This is a genomic window from Streptomyces sp. NPDC002886 (assembly GCF_042888445.1).
Taxonomy (GTDB): Bacteria; Actinomycetota; Actinomycetes; order Streptomycetales; family Streptomycetaceae; genus Streptomyces.
On record NZ_JBIAPV010000010.1, the window covers coordinates 282,535 to 299,256 of the forward strand.

25 protein-coding genes and 1 pseudogene are annotated in these 16,722 nt (G+C 68.8%); 10 read left to right on the plus strand and 16 right to left on the minus strand.

The window, feature by feature from the left end:
- Positions 1-43: 43 nt before the first annotated feature.
- Entirely contained in the window at positions 44-727 is a 684-nt protein-coding gene (locus ACFYYB_RS34015) for a DUF6766 family protein (protein ID WP_389440532.1), read from the minus strand.
- A gap of 81 nt (positions 728-808) precedes the next feature.
- The gene (locus ACFYYB_RS34020; protein ID WP_389440535.1) at positions 809-1,210 is read right to left on the minus strand and encodes a hypothetical protein; all 402 of its coding nucleotides are present in this window, start codon (positions 1,208-1,210) and stop codon (positions 809-811) included.
- A 195-nt stretch (positions 1,211-1,405) separates the two neighbouring features.
- On the opposite strand from ACFYYB_RS34020, the gene ACFYYB_RS34025 reads away from it, so the two are divergent.
- Positions 1,406-1,732, plus strand: coding sequence for a plasmid stabilization protein (locus ACFYYB_RS34025; protein WP_389440538.1), 327 nt, complete (start codon positions 1,406-1,408; stop codon positions 1,730-1,732).
- 250 nt (positions 1,733-1,982) lie between these two features.
- Here ACFYYB_RS34025 and ACFYYB_RS34030 read toward each other — a convergent pair whose 3' ends face one another.
- The 6 genes from ACFYYB_RS34030 to ACFYYB_RS34055 all read right to left on the minus strand — a co-directional run bounded on the left by ACFYYB_RS34030 (position 1,983) and on the right by ACFYYB_RS34055 (position 5,464).
- Complete coding sequence (locus ACFYYB_RS34030; RefSeq protein WP_389440541.1) at positions 1,983-2,357, minus strand: VOC family protein; 375 nt, start codon at positions 2,355-2,357, stop codon at positions 1,983-1,985.
- Between the two features lie 237 nt (positions 2,358-2,594).
- Positions 2,595-3,131, minus strand: coding sequence for a cysteine hydrolase family protein (locus ACFYYB_RS34035; RefSeq protein WP_389440543.1), 537 nt, complete (start codon positions 3,129-3,131; stop codon positions 2,595-2,597).
- Between the two features lie 751 nt (positions 3,132-3,882).
- On the minus strand, positions 3,883-4,080 hold the full coding sequence (locus ACFYYB_RS34040) for a hypothetical protein (protein ID WP_389440546.1): 198 nt from the start codon (positions 4,078-4,080) through the stop codon (positions 3,883-3,885).
- Between the two features lie 477 nt (positions 4,081-4,557).
- Positions 4,558-4,839 (minus strand): hypothetical protein, encoded by a 282-nt coding sequence (locus ACFYYB_RS34045; protein WP_389440548.1) that lies wholly within the window; start codon positions 4,837-4,839, stop codon positions 4,558-4,560.
- Positions 4,836-5,207 carry a DUF6247 family protein gene (locus tag ACFYYB_RS34050; protein ID WP_389440551.1) on the minus strand — a complete coding sequence of 124 codons (372 nt, stop codon included), beginning with the start codon at positions 5,205-5,207 and terminating at the stop codon, positions 4,836-4,838. The genes ACFYYB_RS34045 and ACFYYB_RS34050 overlap by 4 nt, the downstream gene beginning before the upstream one ends.
- Positions 5,204-5,464 (minus strand): hypothetical protein, encoded by a 261-nt coding sequence (locus ACFYYB_RS34055; RefSeq protein ID WP_389440553.1) that lies wholly within the window; start codon positions 5,462-5,464, stop codon positions 5,204-5,206. The genes ACFYYB_RS34050 and ACFYYB_RS34055 overlap by 4 nt, the downstream gene beginning before the upstream one ends.
- Positions 5,465-6,059: 595 nt before the next feature.
- Here ACFYYB_RS34055 and ACFYYB_RS34060 point away from each other — a divergent pair.
- Both ACFYYB_RS34060 and ACFYYB_RS34065 read left to right on the plus strand, forming a co-directional pair.
- Positions 6,060-6,164, plus strand: a pseudogene (locus ACFYYB_RS34060) (MerR family transcriptional regulator); the annotation flags it as partial.
- 101 nt (positions 6,165-6,265) lie between these two features.
- Complete coding sequence (locus tag ACFYYB_RS34065) at positions 6,266-7,570, plus strand: protein kinase (protein WP_389440557.1); 1,305 nt, start codon at positions 6,266-6,268, stop codon at positions 7,568-7,570.
- 89 nt (positions 7,571-7,659) lie between these two features.
- On the opposite strand, the gene ACFYYB_RS34070 is transcribed toward ACFYYB_RS34065, so the two are convergent.
- Positions 7,660-7,926 (minus strand): STAS domain-containing protein, encoded by a 267-nt coding sequence (locus ACFYYB_RS34070; RefSeq protein WP_389440559.1) that lies wholly within the window; start codon positions 7,924-7,926, stop codon positions 7,660-7,662.
- A 298-nt stretch (positions 7,927-8,224) separates the two neighbouring features.
- Entirely contained in the window at positions 8,225-8,623 is a 399-nt protein-coding gene (locus ACFYYB_RS34075; protein ID WP_389440623.1) for an STAS domain-containing protein, read from the minus strand.
- Positions 8,624-8,867: 244 nt separating this feature from the next.
- Between ACFYYB_RS34075 and ACFYYB_RS34080 the strand changes: the two genes are divergently transcribed.
- The gene (locus ACFYYB_RS34080) at positions 8,868-9,284 is read left to right on the plus strand and encodes a CBS domain-containing protein (RefSeq protein ID WP_389440562.1); all 417 of its coding nucleotides are present in this window, start codon (positions 8,868-8,870) and stop codon (positions 9,282-9,284) included.
- 50 nt (positions 9,285-9,334) lie between these two features.
- On the opposite strand, the gene ACFYYB_RS34085 is transcribed toward ACFYYB_RS34080, so the two are convergent.
- Both ACFYYB_RS34085 and ACFYYB_RS34090 read right to left on the minus strand, forming a co-directional pair.
- Positions 9,335-9,679, minus strand: a complete 345-nt coding sequence (locus ACFYYB_RS34085) for a hypothetical protein (protein WP_389440564.1) — start codon at positions 9,677-9,679, stop codon at positions 9,335-9,337.
- Between the two features lie 121 nt (positions 9,680-9,800).
- Positions 9,801-10,088, minus strand: a complete 288-nt coding sequence (locus ACFYYB_RS34090) for an N-acetyltransferase (RefSeq protein ID WP_389440566.1) — start codon at positions 10,086-10,088, stop codon at positions 9,801-9,803.
- 598 nt (positions 10,089-10,686) lie between these two features.
- Here ACFYYB_RS34090 and ACFYYB_RS34095 point away from each other — a divergent pair.
- Positions 10,687-11,016, plus strand: coding sequence for an STAS domain-containing protein (locus tag ACFYYB_RS34095; RefSeq protein ID WP_389440569.1), 330 nt, complete (start codon positions 10,687-10,689; stop codon positions 11,014-11,016).
- 177 nt (positions 11,017-11,193) lie between these two features.
- Positions 11,194-11,586 (plus strand): ATP-binding protein, encoded by a 393-nt coding sequence (locus ACFYYB_RS34100; protein WP_389440572.1) that lies wholly within the window; start codon positions 11,194-11,196, stop codon positions 11,584-11,586.
- 36 nt (positions 11,587-11,622) lie between these two features.
- Here the strand turns inward: ACFYYB_RS34100 and ACFYYB_RS34105 are convergent, their stop codons facing one another.
- Positions 11,623-11,943 (minus strand): STAS domain-containing protein, encoded by a 321-nt coding sequence (locus tag ACFYYB_RS34105; protein WP_389440574.1) that lies wholly within the window; start codon positions 11,941-11,943, stop codon positions 11,623-11,625.
- Positions 11,944-12,329: 386 nt separating this feature from the next.
- Here ACFYYB_RS34105 and ACFYYB_RS34110 point away from each other — a divergent pair, with 386 nt between their 5' ends.
- From ACFYYB_RS34110 to ACFYYB_RS34120, 3 genes are read left to right on the plus strand one after another with little or no spacing between them, the layout of a single operon-like run.
- Positions 12,330-12,518, plus strand: coding sequence for a YegP family protein (locus ACFYYB_RS34110; RefSeq protein WP_389440577.1), 189 nt, complete (start codon positions 12,330-12,332; stop codon positions 12,516-12,518).
- A 40-nt stretch (positions 12,519-12,558) separates the two neighbouring features.
- Complete coding sequence (locus ACFYYB_RS34115) at positions 12,559-12,921, plus strand: hypothetical protein (protein ID WP_389440580.1); 363 nt, start codon at positions 12,559-12,561, stop codon at positions 12,919-12,921.
- A complete protein-coding gene (locus ACFYYB_RS34120) occupies positions 12,918-13,184 on the plus strand; it encodes a DUF4235 domain-containing protein (RefSeq protein WP_389440583.1) in 267 nt (88 codons plus the stop codon). The genes ACFYYB_RS34115 and ACFYYB_RS34120 overlap by 4 nt, the downstream gene beginning before the upstream one ends.
- 508 nt (positions 13,185-13,692) lie before the next feature.
- Here ACFYYB_RS34120 and ACFYYB_RS34125 read toward each other — a convergent pair.
- The 3 genes from ACFYYB_RS34125 to ACFYYB_RS34135 all read right to left on the minus strand — a co-directional run bounded on the left by ACFYYB_RS34125 (position 13,693) and on the right by ACFYYB_RS34135 (position 15,954).
- Positions 13,693-14,031 carry a PRC-barrel domain-containing protein gene (locus ACFYYB_RS34125; protein ID WP_389440625.1) on the minus strand — a complete coding sequence of 113 codons (339 nt, stop codon included), beginning with the start codon at positions 14,029-14,031 and terminating at the stop codon, positions 13,693-13,695.
- Positions 14,032-14,082: 51 nt separating this feature from the next.
- On the minus strand, positions 14,083-14,358 hold the full coding sequence (locus ACFYYB_RS34130) for an isoamylase early set domain-containing protein (protein WP_389440586.1): 276 nt from the start codon (positions 14,356-14,358) through the stop codon (positions 14,083-14,085).
- 993 nt (positions 14,359-15,351) lie between these two features.
- The gene (locus ACFYYB_RS34135) at positions 15,352-15,954 is read right to left on the minus strand and encodes a hypothetical protein (RefSeq protein WP_389440588.1); all 603 of its coding nucleotides are present in this window, start codon (positions 15,952-15,954) and stop codon (positions 15,352-15,354) included.
- 455 nt (positions 15,955-16,409) lie between these two features.
- Between ACFYYB_RS34135 and ACFYYB_RS34140 the strand changes: the two genes are divergently transcribed.
- Positions 16,410-16,571 carry a hydrophobic protein gene (locus ACFYYB_RS34140; RefSeq protein WP_389440591.1) on the plus strand — a complete coding sequence of 54 codons (162 nt, stop codon included), beginning with the start codon at positions 16,410-16,412 and terminating at the stop codon, positions 16,569-16,571.
- Positions 16,572-16,722: the final 151 nt, after the last annotated feature.

Consider the following 16,722-nt stretch of genomic DNA (forward strand, 5'->3'; position numbering starts at 1 on the left):
TGCCGCACCTCGGTGCCCGGTCCGCCGAACCGGGCACCGAAGTTCACCCTTCGATGCCGGTGGAGGTGTGGGCAGCTCCGACAGGCTTGGATTCGGGTGAGCCGCGTTGGCGGAGGTAGACCGCGAGGATCGCCATGGAGGCGACGGCGAGGAGTTCGGACTGCCAGTTCTGCAGCGTGCGATTCCAGAACTCCGCCGAGGTCACGTAGGTGACCCAGCCGACGGGGTCCTGCAGTTCGCGCAGTTGTTCTTCGTTGAAGGCGATGCGGCCGGTGACGGACTGCGCCAGCCACGACAAGACGAAGATCAGGAACATCACAATGCCCAGGGAGTTCGAGTAGAGCCCGCGGCGCAGGCCGGGGGCGGAAGCTGATTTCGGCGAGTCGGGTGTGGCCCAGGCACCCACCTTCTGCTCCCGGTCGGTTTCGGTGCCGGCCTTGTCGAGCGGCTTGGATTCCGGGGATCCGCGTTGGAGCAGCCAGACGGTGCCGACGATGTAGAGGAAGAACTGGAGGAACTCCGACTGCCAGTTCTCGGTGACGTCGACCATGAAGTCCGAGGTGAACAGGTAGTCGGGGAACGACAGGGGCTGCAGGCTCTGTGCAGTCAGGATGCTGTTCAGCTCGGCGTGTCCGGCGATCGACTGGCCCGTGAGGGTGAGGAGGAAGCCGGTGCCGAAGGCGAGGGTGAGCCCGTTCTCACGGACGAACCGCTTGAATCCGCTCACCGTTGCATCAGTCCCACGGTGAACGCGTAGGCCAGCCCGCCGAACACGACGGTCAGGCAGAGCAGGAACATCGTGCGCACCTCAGTCACCCTTCAGCTCGCACCGGTACGGACGCCCCTCCCGGGGCGTGCAGCCAGCAGCCGTGACCTTCCAGCCCTCGGCGAACAGCGCCAGGAAAACGCTGTCATGCGGGTAGACGACGCGCGCTTGCGACCCGTAAACCACCGCCGCTCGCGCCGGTTCCCGCGCCCCGGTCAGCTCGAGGCCCTGCAGGGCGGCCGGACAGGGCTGCTCCTGCGCCAGTTCTTCGCGGGTCCCGGGGGCCAGCGCCTCGCACCCACGGGCACTGTCCCCGTCCGCGAGGGCTCTCTCGAACGCCGCGGCCGCGGACCCCGCGGCCCGACTCCTTGCCTCACCCGTGGCGCACCCGGTGAGCGCCAGGCACAACAAGGGCAGCAGTAGGCGGACGGCGATCGGGCGCATGGCCCGAGCATGAACGACACCTCCCGGCCATCGGAGCCGGCCGGCTGCGACACGCAGAACCTTGCCCCGGTGAGCGGATAATCCCCGTTGCGTGTGTTGTGGGGTCGGTCCTCGGACGGCACGCGTGAGATGCGAGGCGCATCGGGCAGACGCACCATGACCGAGACACGGACAGCACCGACGAAGGGACGCGTCATGCCCCGAGGATCCAGCCCCAAGCGCGAGCGCCAGTACGAGCACATCAAGGAGTCCGGTGAAAAGCGCGGCATGTCGGAAGGCCGAGCGAAGGAGATGGCCTCCCGCACCGTGAACAAGGAACGCGCACGGTCCGGAGAAAGTAAAACGGCCAGCCGCAGCTCCACACAGGGCAAGTCCGCATCCCAGCGCGGAGGCGAGAAGTCCCACGGCGGCGGCTCCTCCGAGCGCACCAAGGACGACCTCTACCAGGAGGCGAAGAAGCGCGGCATCGAAGGCCGCTCGACCATGACGAAGCAGCAGCTCAAGAACGCCCTCGGCCACTGACCACCTGGCCACCTCCGCACGGCGAGGCCGGCGCACGTACCGCCGCCTTCCGAGGGGATGCGCCGCCCCCTCCCTGCAAGCAGAGCCCGGCCGAGTGCGTAACCACCCGGCTGGGCTCTCTTCACCCCTGCCCGGACCGGCCCCCGCAGGGAACCGAGGGCGCATCCCAAGCGGGTCCGCCAGCCCCGGCGTACGTCCCCCGTGCACTCCGAAAGGGGGGCGTGCCTCCATCACTTCCAGAGCATGTCGGTCAGGCGCCGGGAAGGAAGAGGCAGAACGGATGGCCGTGCGGGTCGCGCAGGACGCGCACACCCTCTTGAGGTTGGTGCTCCTCCACCGTCGCACCCAGAGCGCGGGCGCGCTCGGTCTCGCCGTCCAAGTCATGGACCTGGATGTCCAGGTGCGCCTGCATCTGCTGCGCGCCGGGACGCTGTGGCCACACCGGAGGTGTGTGATCGGCCTCCAGCTGGAAGCTGAGGCCTGGACGCTCCCGTTCCGGGGCACGCAGGCGGACCCACTGCGGCTCACGCTCGACCTCCTCCCAGCCCAGCAAGGCCCGGTAGAAGTCCGCCAACACAGGAGGATCGGGAGTACTGAAAACGAAAGCGCCGAGCATCGTCGTCATCCCTCGCCCCTGCCCGCGGCATTGCTCCCTACGCGTCCGCACGGCGCCCCGGGTGCCAGTGGCCATCCCGGCCGCGTGAGGGGCGCGGCCGGGCACCCTACGTCGCTGTGGGCATCGCCTCGATCATCACGGCGGATGCGCCGGTGCGGGCTGCGCGGGCCCTCCACATCCGCCGGCAGCCTCCACGGGCTGACCGATGAGAATTGGGATCCCTGGGGCTGTGTGAGGGCGGCGGTGTCAATTCAGGGCTTGTGCGACCGTCAGGATCCGGGCCTCCATGTTCTCTTCCATCATGCGCAGGGCGGCGTCGGCCAGGTCCTGGTGGATGTGGGCGACGGCGTCGCGGGCGACGGTGACGGTGAGGTGGCGGATGTGGGCGTCCAGGGCGGAGTAGAGCACGCACTGCTCGGTGACCTGCCCACACAGGACAAGGTGGGAGACATCGAGGGTTCCCAGCAGGTAGGCGAGGGGTGTCTCGTAGAAGACCGAATGGCGTGCTTTGACGATGAAGTACGAGGTCTCATCCGGCCGTACCGGCTCGACCAGGTCGGCGTGCGGGCCGGCGAGCGCCGCGTCCAGGATCTCGCCGTGGTGGGAGCGCCACTTCCCGAAATTGTCGTTGACGTAGATGACCGGGAGGTCTTGGTTACGCGCCTGCTCCAGTAGATCCACCACTGCGGGAAGCGCCCGCTTCACGGAGGGGACGAGGAGTTCGGCGTCCTCGTGGTCGTACGCGTTGATCATGTCGATGACGACAAGCGCGGTCTTCACCATGGGCACAAGCGTCTCAGACACCATATCCGAAGCCCTGTTGATGCACCGGCACCCTGCCGTGTCGTCCGCGCGACCGTATCTCCACCCAGTTCTGAGCGTGCGTGCTCGCGACTCCACGCCGCGCATCCCGCTTGGGAACGGCCCCTTCTCTCGGGATCATTCTTCTCATGAGCTCACGTGCTCACGTGCTCTCGAACTGGTGGGACTGCCGGGGGCGGGGTGGCGTGGGGGTGTGGTGCCTGAGGCGTCCGTCCTGGCGGTGCGACAGGTGCGTCGCAGGCTGGCCGGCTGCCCGGCCTCGCCTGTTCACGAGAGCCGGTGCACAGCTTCGATGACCTGGAGGTTGCTCGAGGGGCTGGCGTTGGTGGCGCCCTGGACGCTGGGGGAGTCGAAGCCCACAGCCGCCGTGCGGGTGAATACCGTCGGCGTCTCGCCGTTGTGGAACCGGCCGCCGATAATGGCACCGCTGATCTGAGCGCCGGAAATACTGGGGGTGCACCCGTCGGCCCTGCACGTGACCTCACTCGAGACCGCGACGAGTTCCTCGCTCAGGCGGACGAAGAGACCCTCGACCGATGAGAGGGACCGGACTTGCTGGACGGGGCGACGCGCTTCGTCGCTGGTCAGGTCGAGCTGTGAGCGGGCAGGTGTAGGCGGCGGGCCAGTGCCAGGGCATGACAGGACCCGGCCGGTGTGATGGTGAATAGGCCTCCGGCCGGGTCCTGCGTGTGGGGGCGCGAGGGCTCTGTGGTCAGAGCTCGTCGTCGCGCATCTCGTCCTCGTCGCGCTTCATCTCGTCCTGGCCGCGGCGCTTGAGGTCTTCGGGGCTCTTCCCCCGGGTGCCTTCCTGGCCGGCGCCGGGGTGGACGGGGTCCTGGCCGGAGCGCAGGCGCTCCTGCTCCTCGCGGCTCTTTCCGGGCTCCTGGCGCTTGTCCTGCTTTCCGCCCATGACGGCGACTCCTCTGATGCGGGGTGGAAGGTTCTTCCCACCAAACCTGACACGCTAAGTGACAGAGCGCATCATTTGGTAACCGTATGGAGTGGGCGGGCGTGAGCGGCCCCTGCCCCCGTGCCTGACCGCAGGGGCCGTCGTTCGACCGCCCCCAGGGTGGTGATGAGGCAGGGGCTGCAGGGTGTCCGGCGCCGGGCCGCGGGAAGTGCTGGAAAGCCGACGCCTCGGCCCGGGTTGCCGTCTACACCTGGGTACGGCGGGGCGAGCCTGAGCCGGTGACCGCCCATCTGCTGGAGCTCCTGGCGGAGGTCTGCCCCCAGGAAAACGCCTGACGGATCTGTCCGGACCGGTCGCGACGGCGCGGAGTGGCCTGGCCGCGTGGTGGCCGACGGAGCCGAAACCGCCGTCGCCGGCTGGTGCAGCCAACGGCGCATCGCCCTCAATCCCGCCCGGGCGTAGTCGCAGCGGGCTGTTCTACAGGTCGGTGTACGGGGGGATGACGCAGACGATGGCGACGAGCTGCAGTCGGGGAAGGGGCAGGGCGTAGAACCAGCCGTCGGACAGCAGCGGGATACGGCGCAGCCCTCCTGGGACGCCGCGCCGCGATCCGTCGCCGATGTCGGTGATATCCACGCCGACTTCCGCCAGGGCCACGAGTTCGTCGGCCAGCCGCTCAACCTGGGTGACGACATGGGCGGGCAGGCCTTTGGCGACGTGCTCGGCGTCCGGGTCGTACTCCCACCGCCAACGGCTCAAGACTCCCCGCCGTGTTCGATACCGGCCTCGGCGGCCGCCTTGTCCAGGATCCGGCCGATCTCCGAGGCGATCATCCGGCCTTCCTCGAGGTCGGTGACGTGGCCGGCACGGGCTTCAAGGTGTCGCAGGCGGGCGGCCAGGTCGGGGTGCCGTTCGATCGCGACGCGCAGCGCCCACTGGCGCAGAAAACGCCGCACAGGTGCCGAGCTGACCTCCTGGCGGGCCCGGGCTACGGCCGCGGCGCGTTCCGCGTCGAAGGTGGCCACGGCGTCCGGCGCGATCCGCGTGAGAGCGGCCCGCAGCTCCTCGACGGTGGCCGCCGGCTGGGGAACGCCTGAGCCATGTGGGTGTTCGGCCGCGGTACTCATGCGGCGTCCTGCTGGCTGCGCCGGTGGGCGGAGGCCAGGGTGGAAACGTGCTGACGGGACCAGCCGACCCGAGCGGCGACCGCCGCGGGCCCGCCCCGCTCGTAGCGGGCGGCGATCCGCCCAGCCGCCTCACTAAGGGCCGCACGCGCCTGCTCCAGCGCTGTAGCGGCCTCGTCTACCTGTCGAGCCAAGCGGTCCAGCTCGTCCTCTTCGAGGGAGTCGAGTGTCAGGCGGGGCAGGCGTGGGGGAGTCGTCATGGGATGAGCCTGCCCCAACATACCCGCAAGCGCAACCGCGCTTGACAATGGGAGTGGTACGGCCTGCGGATCTGCGGTTCCTCGTCCTGGGCGGGAGCGAGCTGCTGTCAGCGAGCCCCCTTCTATCCTGCCGAGCCGCCCGCCAGAGCCTGCCCCGTTCCCTCCCCGCGCGACCACATCAGTGGCGCCTCCCACCCTTACGTGCTGCGCCGGCCCCGCGAGCCGGACCGTCACAACCACCCACCACCAGTGCCGCGACTTTGATGCGCACCTGCGACTCGGGCCGCGGGAGCATCCCCAATGCGGTCGGGTGCGTGGTCGCGGGGTGTCCGCCCCAAGTGGTCGCGGGAACTGGAAACAATGCCCCACATGCGCACGTGCTGGTCGTAGCAGTTTCGGGACGGCCCGGAGCATCAGATCGTCGAGACCTTAGTTCATAGAGACGGAAGATCCCGCCGACTCCAGGTACGGGAGCGCACCCGTGCGCACGGGTGCATGAACAGGTTCGTTCTGCAGCATTGCGACACAACGGCCGGGGTGGCCGACTGACGGCACCGCCGTCCCCATCTACCCCACCGAGCAAGAGCGGCGCGAACCCACCCCTCCCGCTGGCGGCCGCCGTCGCTGCACCCGCTACCAATTGCGCATCGCCGCCCGCGCCCGAGAGCTCGTCGACCAGGGCACCCCAGCAGCAGGCGCGGAAAGTTGCGCCTGATCGTTGTGCTCCCGGTGTTGGAGAGGGTGCGTAGTGCGACCGGCGAGGGGTAGGCGCGCGCCACTGCCGGAGTAGAGGAGGACCCCGTGTCGGCCCGGTCCGTTCCAGAGCACGGAGCACTGCCTGAACGTGACACTGTCCTGGGCGGCCGTTACCGGATTGAGGGCGCCATTGGTTCCGGCGGTACGGCGGATGTGTTCCGCGGTGTCGACGAGGTACTGGGCCGTGAGGTGGCCGTCAAGGTGTTTCGCGCGGGCGCGGATACGGTCACGGCCGACCGCTTTTGCGATGAGGCCCGCACACTGGCCCGCCTGTCCCATCCGGCTCTGGTTACCGTCTATGACGCCGGCCGACACGGCCAGGGCGCTTTCATGGTCACGGAGTTGATTCGTGGGGTCACCTTGCGCACCCGCATGAACGCGGGACCCCTGGGCCGCGTCCAGGTCGTGCGGCTCGGCGCCGACATCTCCTCAGCCCTCGATCACGTTCATGCCCATGGCGTCATCCATCACGACGTGAAACCCTCCAACATCCTCCTGGGCGAGGAGGGGGCACCCCACCTGGCGGACTTCGGTCTCTCACGGACCGTTCACGAGCGCACCCACAGCGCGCCCGACACCCTCGTCGGCACTCTCGCCTACATGGCCCCCGAACAGTTCCTGGGCCAAGGTGCGAGTACGGCCAGCGACATCTACGCCCTGGGAATGACCCTCCTCGAGGCGCTCACCGGCCATCGCGAGTACCACGGAAGCCCCGTGGAGATCAGCACCGCCCACCTCCTGCGCCGGCCCCGCATACCCGAAGGACTACCGGAGGACTTGGCCCGCCTACTTGAGGAAATGACTGCCCAGGACCCTGCGGCACGCCCCCACGCCGCCGCCGTCCACCAGCGCCTGAAGGACATCGCACAGGCACCACGACCCCGCACCTCAGCGACGGTGGCGCTCAACGACACCTCCACACACCGCTCGCCTGCTCTGTCGCTTGCTGCTCACTCCGGACGAACACCCGAACCTGTGCAGAGCGGCGCCGCGCGACGGCGCCTGCCGCTGTGGTGGGGCGTAGCGGCGGCGAGCGTCGCAGGCACGTGCACGCTGCTGCTGGGCGGCGTCCCGGCAGGCGATAGCACGCCCACCACCGCTCCCTCGCATGAAAAGCCCCCAGCATCAGAAAAGGCCGAGGGAAGGGCCCCGGCAGGATCGCAACCCGCAGCAGCTACGCGGTCGCTCCCCGCCGCCCCGATGCCACCCCAGCCGCCGGCCCCGGCACCCTCCCCCAGCCGCTCTTCTTCCGCACGACCGGTCGCAGACCGCCCGGCGAAGGCCCCGAAGGCGGCGAAGACGAAAGAGGCTCCCGGGAAAGCCAAGGGAAAGAAGGACAAGGGGCGGTGACCGCTCCGAGAGAACACCGGCGCCTCTCGAGTGCTAGGTCTCGAGGGACTGCTCCAGCACCCGCTGCCAAAGACACCGCTGAGTTCGCCTCATCCGTACCGCCGGACCCGGCCAGCAGCCAGGCGCCGAGCGCCAACGCCACTGGTGTGTCCCTCGGGCGAGAGTTGCTTCACGGCCCGGGAGCGGTTCGCGAGCCTGAGGCGGTGTCCGTGGCGGAGCCACCAGTCGAGGACGGCGAGGAAGCCGGAGTCGGCGAAGGTGACCCTCTCGGTGTCCAGCACGAGGCCGGTGTAGTCGTCGTCGGCCGCGGAGGCCCGCAGTGCCCGCAGCGGGGCGGCGGTGAAGTGGTCGATCACCTCGAAGCTATGGAGTATTGGCGCTGCGGATGTGCCAGGGTCGTGGTGGCATCGGTGGGGTGAAGGATCCATTCGGTTGTGATGAGCCAGCTTTCCTGGCCCGGGCTGGGGCCGTCGACCGTGCCGCTGCCCGCCGCGCGGTTGCTTCCAGGGCGGAGGGTGCCGCCGACTTCGACGTTCTGCTGGACATCCTCGGTTTGTGGCCCGAGGACGACCCTCCGGAAGAAGGCGGGCCCTGACGCCGGAGTGGTGCGGGCCCGTGCAGACTCGCCGACAGCGCAGCCGCAGACCCGCTGGATTAGGCGTGGGGGAGCCAGCCTCTAGCAAGGTCCGCGCTGTCCCGTGCACGCTGGGCCCGCTCCTCGATGAGCCGGCGGAAGCTGGCTACCGCGTACCTTTCCCCGGTGGCCGACCCGGGCCCGGAGATTCGGGCTACCTCGGCCATGCACTGCTGGGGCTGGGGCTGCCAGCCGGAGACTACGACTCTCAGCCCCAGGCCTTCCGCTCGCCGGTGCACGTTCAGGAGGTGCAGCAGGCCGTCGGCGTCCATGACCGCGACGCCGTGCAGGTCGACCAGGAGGTCCCGAACGGCGGTATTGACTGCCGACAGCGCCTCCAGGAGGACGAGGCCCGAGTCCTCGTCGAGTTTGCCGCCGACGCTGATCAGGGCGGTGCTGCCGTAGTGCTGGACGTCCACAGTGTTCAAAGGCTTCTCCTCCGGCTGCCACGGGCTCGGTGCCTGCGGGTTTCCGTCCTGCCGTCGCGCGCCCTTGGGCCATGCGGGGCACGCTCAAGGGCGGCGCAGGCCATGGCCTCAGGGTGGTTGCGGGGGCGGATGGCGTTACCGGTCAGAGGCATGGGGCACCCATAGGTCCCGTGGCCCGTCCGCGTCAGCGGACACGATCGCACCCGTGCAGGCGACAATCGAAGGAGTACGGCGGATGACGAAGGCCCGCGACATCATGACGGCGGACGCGACGTGTATCGGTGCCCAGGAGACGGTGCTGGAGGCGGCGAAGAAGATTACGCGGCTGGGGGTCGGCTCGCTGCCGATCTGCGGCCTGGACGAGAAGCTCAAGGGCATGCTCACCGACCGGGACATCGTGGTGAAGGTCCTGGGCACCGGCAAGGACCCCGGCCAGGTGAAGGCCGGTGACCTCGCCCAGGGCGAGGCCGTCACTATCGGAGCCGACGACGACGCGGAGGAGATCCTCCGCGTCATGAGCGAGCACCAGGTGCGCCGCCTGCCGGTCATCGACGGACACAGGCTGGTCGGGATCGTCGCCTTCGCGGACGTCGCCCGCGCGATGCCGGACGCCAAGGTCGGAGACCTGCTCCAAGCCGTTTCCCAGGACTGACCGGCCAGTCCGTCCCTACGCAGGCGCTGGGCTCCGCCGTCGGGTGGGGCTCAGCGCCACATTGAGCCACCGCCCGGGAGGGTGGAGTGGTTCACCAGAAGTGTGTCGTCCGGGCCGGGGCGCACGTCGAAGCCCGCTTCGCTCAGGATCGCTGCCACGGCGGAGGCAACGGCCTGGTGCAAGCCCGGCAGGGATGTGAAACCGCCCAGCGCGGCCTCGTGCCCGTGTACGTGGGTGACGGCTCGGATGACCTCCGCGGGCTGCGAGGCTATGAGCACACCATCTGCCTCTGCGCGCAGCACCAGGCCGCCCGCGCCACCGTCGGGTTCCGTGAAACCAGTCGTCGCCAGCACTTGGCGGACCTCATCCAGCAGCTGCCGTTCACTCTTGCTCACACTGGCCACTTTAAACGGGGGCGAGAACGGGCCACCAAGGCGTGAACCATCGGCTACCGGTCCCGTGGTCCCCTCACGCAGGTTCTCGCGCTCGGCCTACTCGAGCGCCGGCCAGTGCTCTTCAGGGCCCCTGGACCGCGGCGGCCTGGGCGGGGGCATGAGGACATAGGGCACCCGCGGTGGTTACGGGGACGCGCATCCGGCGGAGCAGGTCGCGTGTGGTGCGCAGGGTCAGTGTGCTGCGCCAGATGATGCCGGGGTGGCGGGAGTGCAGGTGGGACAGGGCACGGGTGCCGATTCCGGTGGGAAGGAGATGGTCATCGATCTCGATGCCGGTGATCACCCCCTCACCGCAGGTGGCGCAGGTGCGGTAGTGGATCTGGCCGACGACCTTACGGACGTGGACCAACAGCAGACAGTCCTCTTCAACACCCGCATTACTGCCAGGAATGCGGGTGGAGCAGAACTCGATGTCCCGGTAGGCGAGGATCCTGCGCCGCAGCCGCCTGAGGAAACCGCCGCGGCGCCCGTGCTGTGCCGCATGGGAGGCTGGCGCATCGTCGACGCCGGGGGTGGAACGGAATAGTGCGCTCGCGGGACGTGCGTGGATTCCGGACATGAATCCGCGTCTGCCCAGCATGAGGCGGCTGACGCCCCTCTCGCCTGGCGGAGCCGGTTTCGGGGGATGCCTGCTCCAACAGTTGGATCACCACGGACAGCGCTCGTTTTTCACGGAGGGGGCGGAGAGTTCGGAGGCCTCGTGGTCGTAGGCGTCTCAGATGCCTCTGGGAAGCGCCGCTGATCCGTGTCCGAATGGGACGCCCTCACTCCGCACCGTGCTACCCGCCCTCGCACCGACGGTTGACTCGGTTCCTTGTCTCGCCCGGCCCCGCTGGGAACGCAGTGGAGACCGCGACAGGGTGCGGCAGGACGTTCGATTGGAGGGGTGGCATCCGGGCGCCTGATTAGACAGGCTGGGGCTTCTGTTGAGTAGATGAGGAGTGCCTATGAAACCGACCGTAACGGTCCTACCCGATCGCGGCGGGCTGAGGGTGGTGCGGTGTGCCGGGGAGTTCGACGCGGACACGGAAGGCCAGCTCCAGGCCGCGTGCGAGGCGGCCGTTGCGGCATCTGGCGTGGATCGGCTGGCCTTGGACGTCCGCGGGGTCACCTTCGCCGATTCCTCCTTCCTGAACCTGCTGCTCACGGTCCGCGCGCAGTGCGATCTGCTGTTGCTGGGCCCTCTCCCACGGCAGCTGGCCAGGTTGCTGGAGATGACCGGCGCGAATCTGCTGTTCGCCGTCGATGACGGTCCAGCCGAGCGGACGGCCGGATAGTGCAGAGCCTCCGCCCAGCGCCGTCCGGGGCGGCGGGCCCACGAACAGGACACATCCCGTGAACTATCCGCGTTCGGCGGTGGGCGGGGAGCGGCCGGCCGGTTCTACGGGCCGGATGGATGATACGAGACAGGCCTCTTGGCGGGTTTAGTGGACGAAAAGGGGAAGAAGCGAGTTGTGAAGGGAAAGGCAATGCGGGATGTACCACGGCGTACGACCGGTCTGAAATGCGAGGAGGCCCGGTCGATCGCCCGCGATGTCCTGGCGGCGAGCGGCGCGGGAGAGCGGCTAATTGACGACGTACTGCTGGTCGTTTCGGAGCTGGTGTCCAACGCGGTACGTCACGCGGGCGGAGTGAGCGGCTTCAACATCCGGCATGACGCCAGCTGCGTGGCGGTCGAAGTGTCGGACCAATCCTCGTCCGCTCCTCACACGCCGGGAACCCCCCTCGATATTCCGGGAGGGTTCGGCTGGCTGCTCGTCAACCGGATCGCCGACCGGACGGAGATCCGGCCCCACGACGACGGCAAGACGATCACAGCGTTCATCCCGTTCCCCGCTACTGCCTGACACCAGCCCGGCTGCCTTCTCAAAGGCCACGCTGGGCTACAGGGTGCGCGCGGCTTCGACGCTGTCGGCGATGGTGAAGATCTGGTGAGCTGAGACGAGCTCGAAGAGCCGTTCCATCTGGGGTGAAAGAGGGCCGGCCAGGACGAGGTCCGTGTCGGCTCGCCGCAGGCGGATCATCTCGTTGAGCATGGAGGAGTCGGCGAAGCTCACCGCGCTGACGTCCAGAACGATCCTGAGCACGGCCGGGTCGGCGACGGCCTGCGTCCATGCCTGCCGGAGGGGCTCCAGGTTGTCCTGGTCGAACTCACCGGCGCAGGTGATCACACGGACGCCTTCGACGTCCGGTGACCCTGTCACGACCTGCTCCATGGGAAACCTCCTGTCTGTCTGGGCGGCTGAGGTTCCTGCCGGCCTCGTCTCGGTGTCGCTCCGTGCCGGAACGATCAATGTGAAGGTTACGTGGACGAAGCAGGTGCCTGGGCGTGTGCGGGAGCCCGTTCACTGGGCCAGGGCGAAGCGTCAGCGACGGTTCATGCCTTCGGGGATTGTGCGCGCCCCGCCACCGGTGTGCGCCACTCCCACGGCATGCCCTCCGACGCCGCCGACGGCCGGAGGGCGCCGACCCGCGGCGGGCGAACTCTGTCGGCCTGGGTGGAGCTCCCGTTTGTTGGGCGGGTGTTGAGGCGATGGCGGGGTAGACGCGCGGCAACCCCGCATGCGCAGCTCAACGAGGAGGTTCCGTCATGGCCGCTCGCTTCGAAGTCCGCCACCAGCCCGCGAAGGGGTACCACTTCGTGCTGGTCGCCACCAACGGCCAGGTCATCGCCACCAGCCAGCACTACGAGACGCACCGCTCCTGCCTGAACGGCATCGACTCCGTCAAACGCAACGCCGAAGCCCCCATCCAGGACACCACGGGCAGCGCCGCGTAAAACGGGTTACACCCGGAACGCCTTCGGCCAGATTCCGTATGTGGCTGCCAAGACCGACATCCAGACCGATACCCCAGGAGACGCCGCCGTGAAGCAGCAGACCGCCGAGAAGGCCTCCCTCATCGCCGACCAGATCCGCGAGAAAGCGGGACAGGCCGCCCAGCTGGTGCGGGACAACACCCCCGACCCCGTCCTGGACAAGACCTCCCAGGCCGCGGCGCAAGTGTGGGAAAGCGCGACCCGCGCCGGCCAGTACGCGGCGGACAAGACCCCCGACTCGCTGCTGGAGAAGGCCGAGACGGCCGCCACGGTCGCGCGCGTCAACCGCACCCCGCTCCTCGTCGCAGGCGCCGTGGTGCTCGCGCTCGTGCTGGTGCGCCGCAGCCGCGGTCGTCGCCGATGAAGGCCTCCAAGATCGCCTACAAGCCCGTCGGGCTCGCCCTGGGCGCCGCGAGCGGTCTGATCGCGGGCGCCGTGTTCAAACAGGCATGGAAGATCATCGAGGGTGAGGGCGACGCACCGGACGCCACAGACGAGGACCGGCCCTGGAAACAGATCTTGATCGCCGCAGCGATCCAGGGTGCGATCTTCGCTGTGGTCAAAGCTTCGGTCGACCGGTCGGGCGCCGTGGCCATACGCCGAATGACGGGCACCTGGCCAGGCTGAACAGCCGGCGGTGTCGGCCCCTACTTCCCCGCCCTGGGCCGGCACCGCCTCTGTCTCGTAGTGCAGCGGCCGCCATCGCCGGAATCCTTGCGGCGCATGGTGGTTCAGGGACACGGTCCAGCACCGTACGCGCCCGCGCCCCAAGGGGCTGAACAGCACCCCTTCGGGGACGAGGGCTGCGGCCACCGCGCTATCCAGGGCATGGCCCAGTCCCGTGGTGCTTGCCGCCCGCCCTTCGGGGGAGGGCCTGACAGGTGAGCCAAGTTGGGGCCTTGGGGAAGTCGGGTATCTGTGTCCGGGGCGCTTCCTGCGGCCGGTGACCCTTCCTCGTACACGCCAGCTACGATGCGCGGCCGCAGCGGGCTTTGAGATCGGGACACGCGCCAGCCGGCGCGCCCTCCCCCCTGCTGGTAGCGGTGTGACGGCCCTGCCACCTCACCCGGTGGCTGGGCCGTCGTTCTACCCACCCCTAGGCTCCGGGGCGCGCAGGGGCCGAGGGGCGGCGGTGTCAGCTGTGGTCGCGTCCGTAGTACTGGCCGAGCTGGTTGCGGTAGGTGGCGTCGCCGCGGTGCTTGTCCTTGTCGTACTCGGGAGAGTCCTTGATCTGGTCCTTGGTGAGGCTGACCTGGATCTCCTTCTCCTTCACGTCGACGCGGACGATGGTGCCGGCGGGGATGAGGACTTCCTTGCCGAAGATCCAGGGGCCGGTGTCGACGACGATGTAGGAGGCGCCGACCTCGTCGGTGTCCTCATCCACCTTGCCGATGTGCCCGTCGGTGGCTTCGACCTTGAAACCGACCAGGCTGGTGCCCGGGGTGTAGTGCGAGTCGGGGTTGTAGCTCCACATGTCAGTCACAGGAGTTCTCCTTCATGAGTGGTGCCCGCTATCTATGGCGGGTCAGGTGTGCAGGAGGCTGTTGCGGCCGTCGTGACCGTCGGCCTCCTCTTCGTCGAGCCAGTGCCCGCCGTCGGCGAGGTAGCGGAACTGGTGGTGCTGGTTCACCGGCAGGGTGAGCGTGACCGCCCGGCTCCCGTCAGACCGCTCGGCCAGCCGGTGGGTACCGGGCTGCCAGTCGTTGAAGTCACCGACCACGCTGACCTCACCGGCCGGATGACCGGCGGGCAGGACGAACGTGATCTCGGTCTGCTTCTTACGCCGGGTGCGCTCCAGCATCGACGCTCAGCTCCTCACAACCAGGGGGCAATGGCTCCGCCATGCATGCCCGCTCAGCCGGCGTTGCCAGCGGGGGATTGGGCCACCTGATAGCGCTGCCACCCGGACGGCCGCCCGCTACCCCAGACAACCCTCAGATCGCGTGTGTGTTTGTGGCCCGGCCGTGAGTGTCGGGGCAGGGGCCATGGGGGTGGGCTTGTCCATTGATGCCCTGGCAGCAGGGGAACTGGCCGACGTGACGTCGCAAGGTGGGCTCGTCGGCACCCTTGCCGGCGGTCTCGTAAAGTAGCGCTCCGCCCCGGCTTCGGCGGGAAGGCCGCCGTTATCCCCGAGTGGCAACCGGGTGCCTGTACGCGGGCGGTTGGGGGTTCGTGGCCGCTGTCTGGGGGGCGAAGTCCTGATGTCAGCGGGTCGCTGGAACATCGCGGGGGCGGCCGCGGTGCAATAGCGGTTGCGGGAGTAGCGGCCGGAAGGGCTGCTGGTCCCGGCCCCGTGGAGCTGTCGGCTGCGGGCGGGTTCGGCAGCCGTCACACGTCGCCGTACCGCCCCGGCCGACAGCACCCTCGAGCGGCGGTTGCCGTCGTACTGGTCTCCGCCCATCTGCCCTATGCCCGGGTGCGTGGTGGTGCTGCGCATGTGAGAGTGCAGGTGGGAAAGCCACGACGACGGGTTGACCCAAGCAAGCAGGACCCGGCCGGGGACCGTAGTCACTCCGGCCGGGTCCTGCTCGCGTCTGCGGGCAACCTGGCGCGGGCGGGGAGCTGCGGCGGACAAGGGGCGGTGATTGAGCAGGGGCGTGGGCGGCGTCGCGGTGCGTGCCACGCCAGCCCGGGCGGGGATTGCGGATTGCGCAGGGGGTCCGGCGGAAGAAGTGGCCAGTTCCGCGGTGGACATTACGCGGGCAGCTGCTTGAGTGACGGGCGCTATCCCACGCAGTCTCGGTGCCGGGCAGCCGCGCCCGTCTGGATCAGGCGCGGCTTGGGGCGTATTCGGTTAGGGCTTGACGACGGCGGCCCAGCCGACGGTGCAGGCCAGTGCGGGAGCGGTGCAGGAGGTTTCGTAGAGGTCGCCGGCGGTGGTGAGGACCTTGACGTAGACGCGTTCGCCCGCGAGCTTCACGGCGATGCTGCAAGCGTTGCGCGGGTATCCGGGGGTGACGGGCCCGGTGAGGTCGCGCCAGATGGGCGCCCCGGTCAGGGAGGGGCGATAGCCGACGAAGGCCTTTCCGCGAGTGATGGCTGCGCTGTACTCACTGCCGGGAGCGAGGCCTGCCACCACGTCGACGCTGACGCAGGGTCCGGGCGGCCCGGCGGGTCCCCGGTCTCCCTTGGGACCCTTGGGGCCTTGCGGTCCGCGAGGGCCGGTGCATCCCTGAGCGGGGAGGCGTTCGAGGACCTTCGCTGACTTGGCCGTGGAGGCTTCGGGGGTCAGGGCCCGGTAGTCGGAGCAGTTGTCGGCCTGGACCGCTCCCGTGCCTGAGCCCGTAGTCGGCGCGGCGATCGCCGGTGCGGCGATCAGGGCGAAGGAGAGGGCCAGTGGCACGGAGAGGAGCCCCGTCAGCCGCTTGTGTCGAACCGTCTTGAGTACCGCGTGCACTGCCACCACTCCTCGAGTCGAGATCTCGGACGAGGGGAGCATGACCGATACGGCGAAGGACGAATGCGCGACAGGCTGATGATCCGACAAGCGTCAGCGTGACGGCTCAACGGCAGGAGGCACGACGCCCTGCCGGCTCCAACACCATGCTGGCTGCGCGGGGGACCGGGCCTGCTCCGATTGGCTCCCTGCCCTCGCTCCCTATTGCGGTTCCCGTGCGCGGGAGTCGAGGGGTGATGATCAAAGGCGGTTCCGCCGCAGCCGTAACAGGCCGCCCTCCGAGGAGAACGAACGGCCCGACGTGAGCCGGGGTGGTTCCTCCTGGCCGGGGATCCGGAAAGCTTGGCGATCGCGCGGGCGTACGCGACTTCCCGCCTGGGCCGATAAGAAACGGGTAAGTAGTCACGCATGGTCTGGAATCGCAGGGGCATTCGGTTCCTTGGAGGTTGATAACTATGGTTCCCCTGCTTCTCGTTCTTCTACTGGTTCTGATTCTCGCTGGTGCGGGTTTCGCGATCAAGATTCTCTGGTGGGTCGCGATCGCGGTACTCATCATCTGGCTGATCGGCTTCGTTGCCCGTCCCAAGGGCAGCAGCGGCCGGTGGTATCGCTGGTAGCTGATCTATAGAACCGCAGTTCAGATGTGGTGTAGCGGTGGGGGGGGGCCCCCCCCCCCCCGGGGGGGCCGCCCCCCCCCCCCCGGGGGGGGGGGGGGGGGGGTGTTTTGGGGGCCCGGGGTGAACCCACAAACGGGGGGGTGTGGGGGGT

Bases quoted from the DNA above. Each gene is read 5' to 3' on its own strand.
- ACFYYB_RS34020 (WP_389440535.1), bottom strand. From the start codon at position 1,210: ATGCGCCCGATCGCCGTCCGCCTACTGCTGCCCTTGTTGTGCCTGGCG.
- ACFYYB_RS34025 (WP_389440538.1), top strand. From the start codon at position 1,406: ATGCCCCGAGGATCCAGCCCCAAGCGCGAGCGCCAGTACGAGCACATC.
- ACFYYB_RS34030 (WP_389440541.1), bottom strand. From the start codon at position 2,357: ATGACGACGATGCTCGGCGCTTTCGTTTTCAGTACTCCCGATCCTCCT.
- ACFYYB_RS34035 (WP_389440543.1), bottom strand. From the start codon at position 3,131: ATGGTGAAGACCGCGCTTGTCGTCATCGACATGATCAACGCGTACGAC.
- ACFYYB_RS34040 (WP_389440546.1), bottom strand. From the start codon at position 4,080: ATGGGCGGAAAGCAGGACAAGCGCCAGGAGCCCGGAAAGAGCCGCGAG.
- ACFYYB_RS34050 (WP_389440551.1), bottom strand. From the start codon at position 5,207: ATGAGTACCGCGGCCGAACACCCACATGGCTCAGGCGTTCCCCAGCCG.
- ACFYYB_RS34055 (WP_389440553.1), bottom strand. From the start codon at position 5,464: ATGACGACTCCCCCACGCCTGCCCCGCCTGACACTCGACTCCCTCGAA.
- ACFYYB_RS34080 (WP_389440562.1), top strand. From the start codon at position 8,868: ATGACGAAGGCCCGCGACATCATGACGGCGGACGCGACGTGTATCGGT.
- ACFYYB_RS34095 (WP_389440569.1), top strand. From the start codon at position 10,687: ATGAAACCGACCGTAACGGTCCTACCCGATCGCGGCGGGCTGAGGGTG.
- ACFYYB_RS34110 (WP_389440577.1), top strand. From the start codon at position 12,330: ATGGCCGCTCGCTTCGAAGTCCGCCACCAGCCCGCGAAGGGGTACCAC.
- ACFYYB_RS34120 (WP_389440583.1), top strand. From the start codon at position 12,918: ATGAAGGCCTCCAAGATCGCCTACAAGCCCGTCGGGCTCGCCCTGGGC.
- ACFYYB_RS34125 (WP_389440625.1), bottom strand. From the start codon at position 14,031: ATGTGGAGCTACAACCCCGACTCGCACTACACCCCGGGCACCAGCCTG.
- ACFYYB_RS34130 (WP_389440586.1), bottom strand. From the start codon at position 14,358: ATGCTGGAGCGCACCCGGCGTAAGAAGCAGACCGAGATCACGTTCGTC.
- ACFYYB_RS34140 (WP_389440591.1), top strand. From the start codon at position 16,410: ATGGTTCCCCTGCTTCTCGTTCTTCTACTGGTTCTGATTCTCGCTGGT.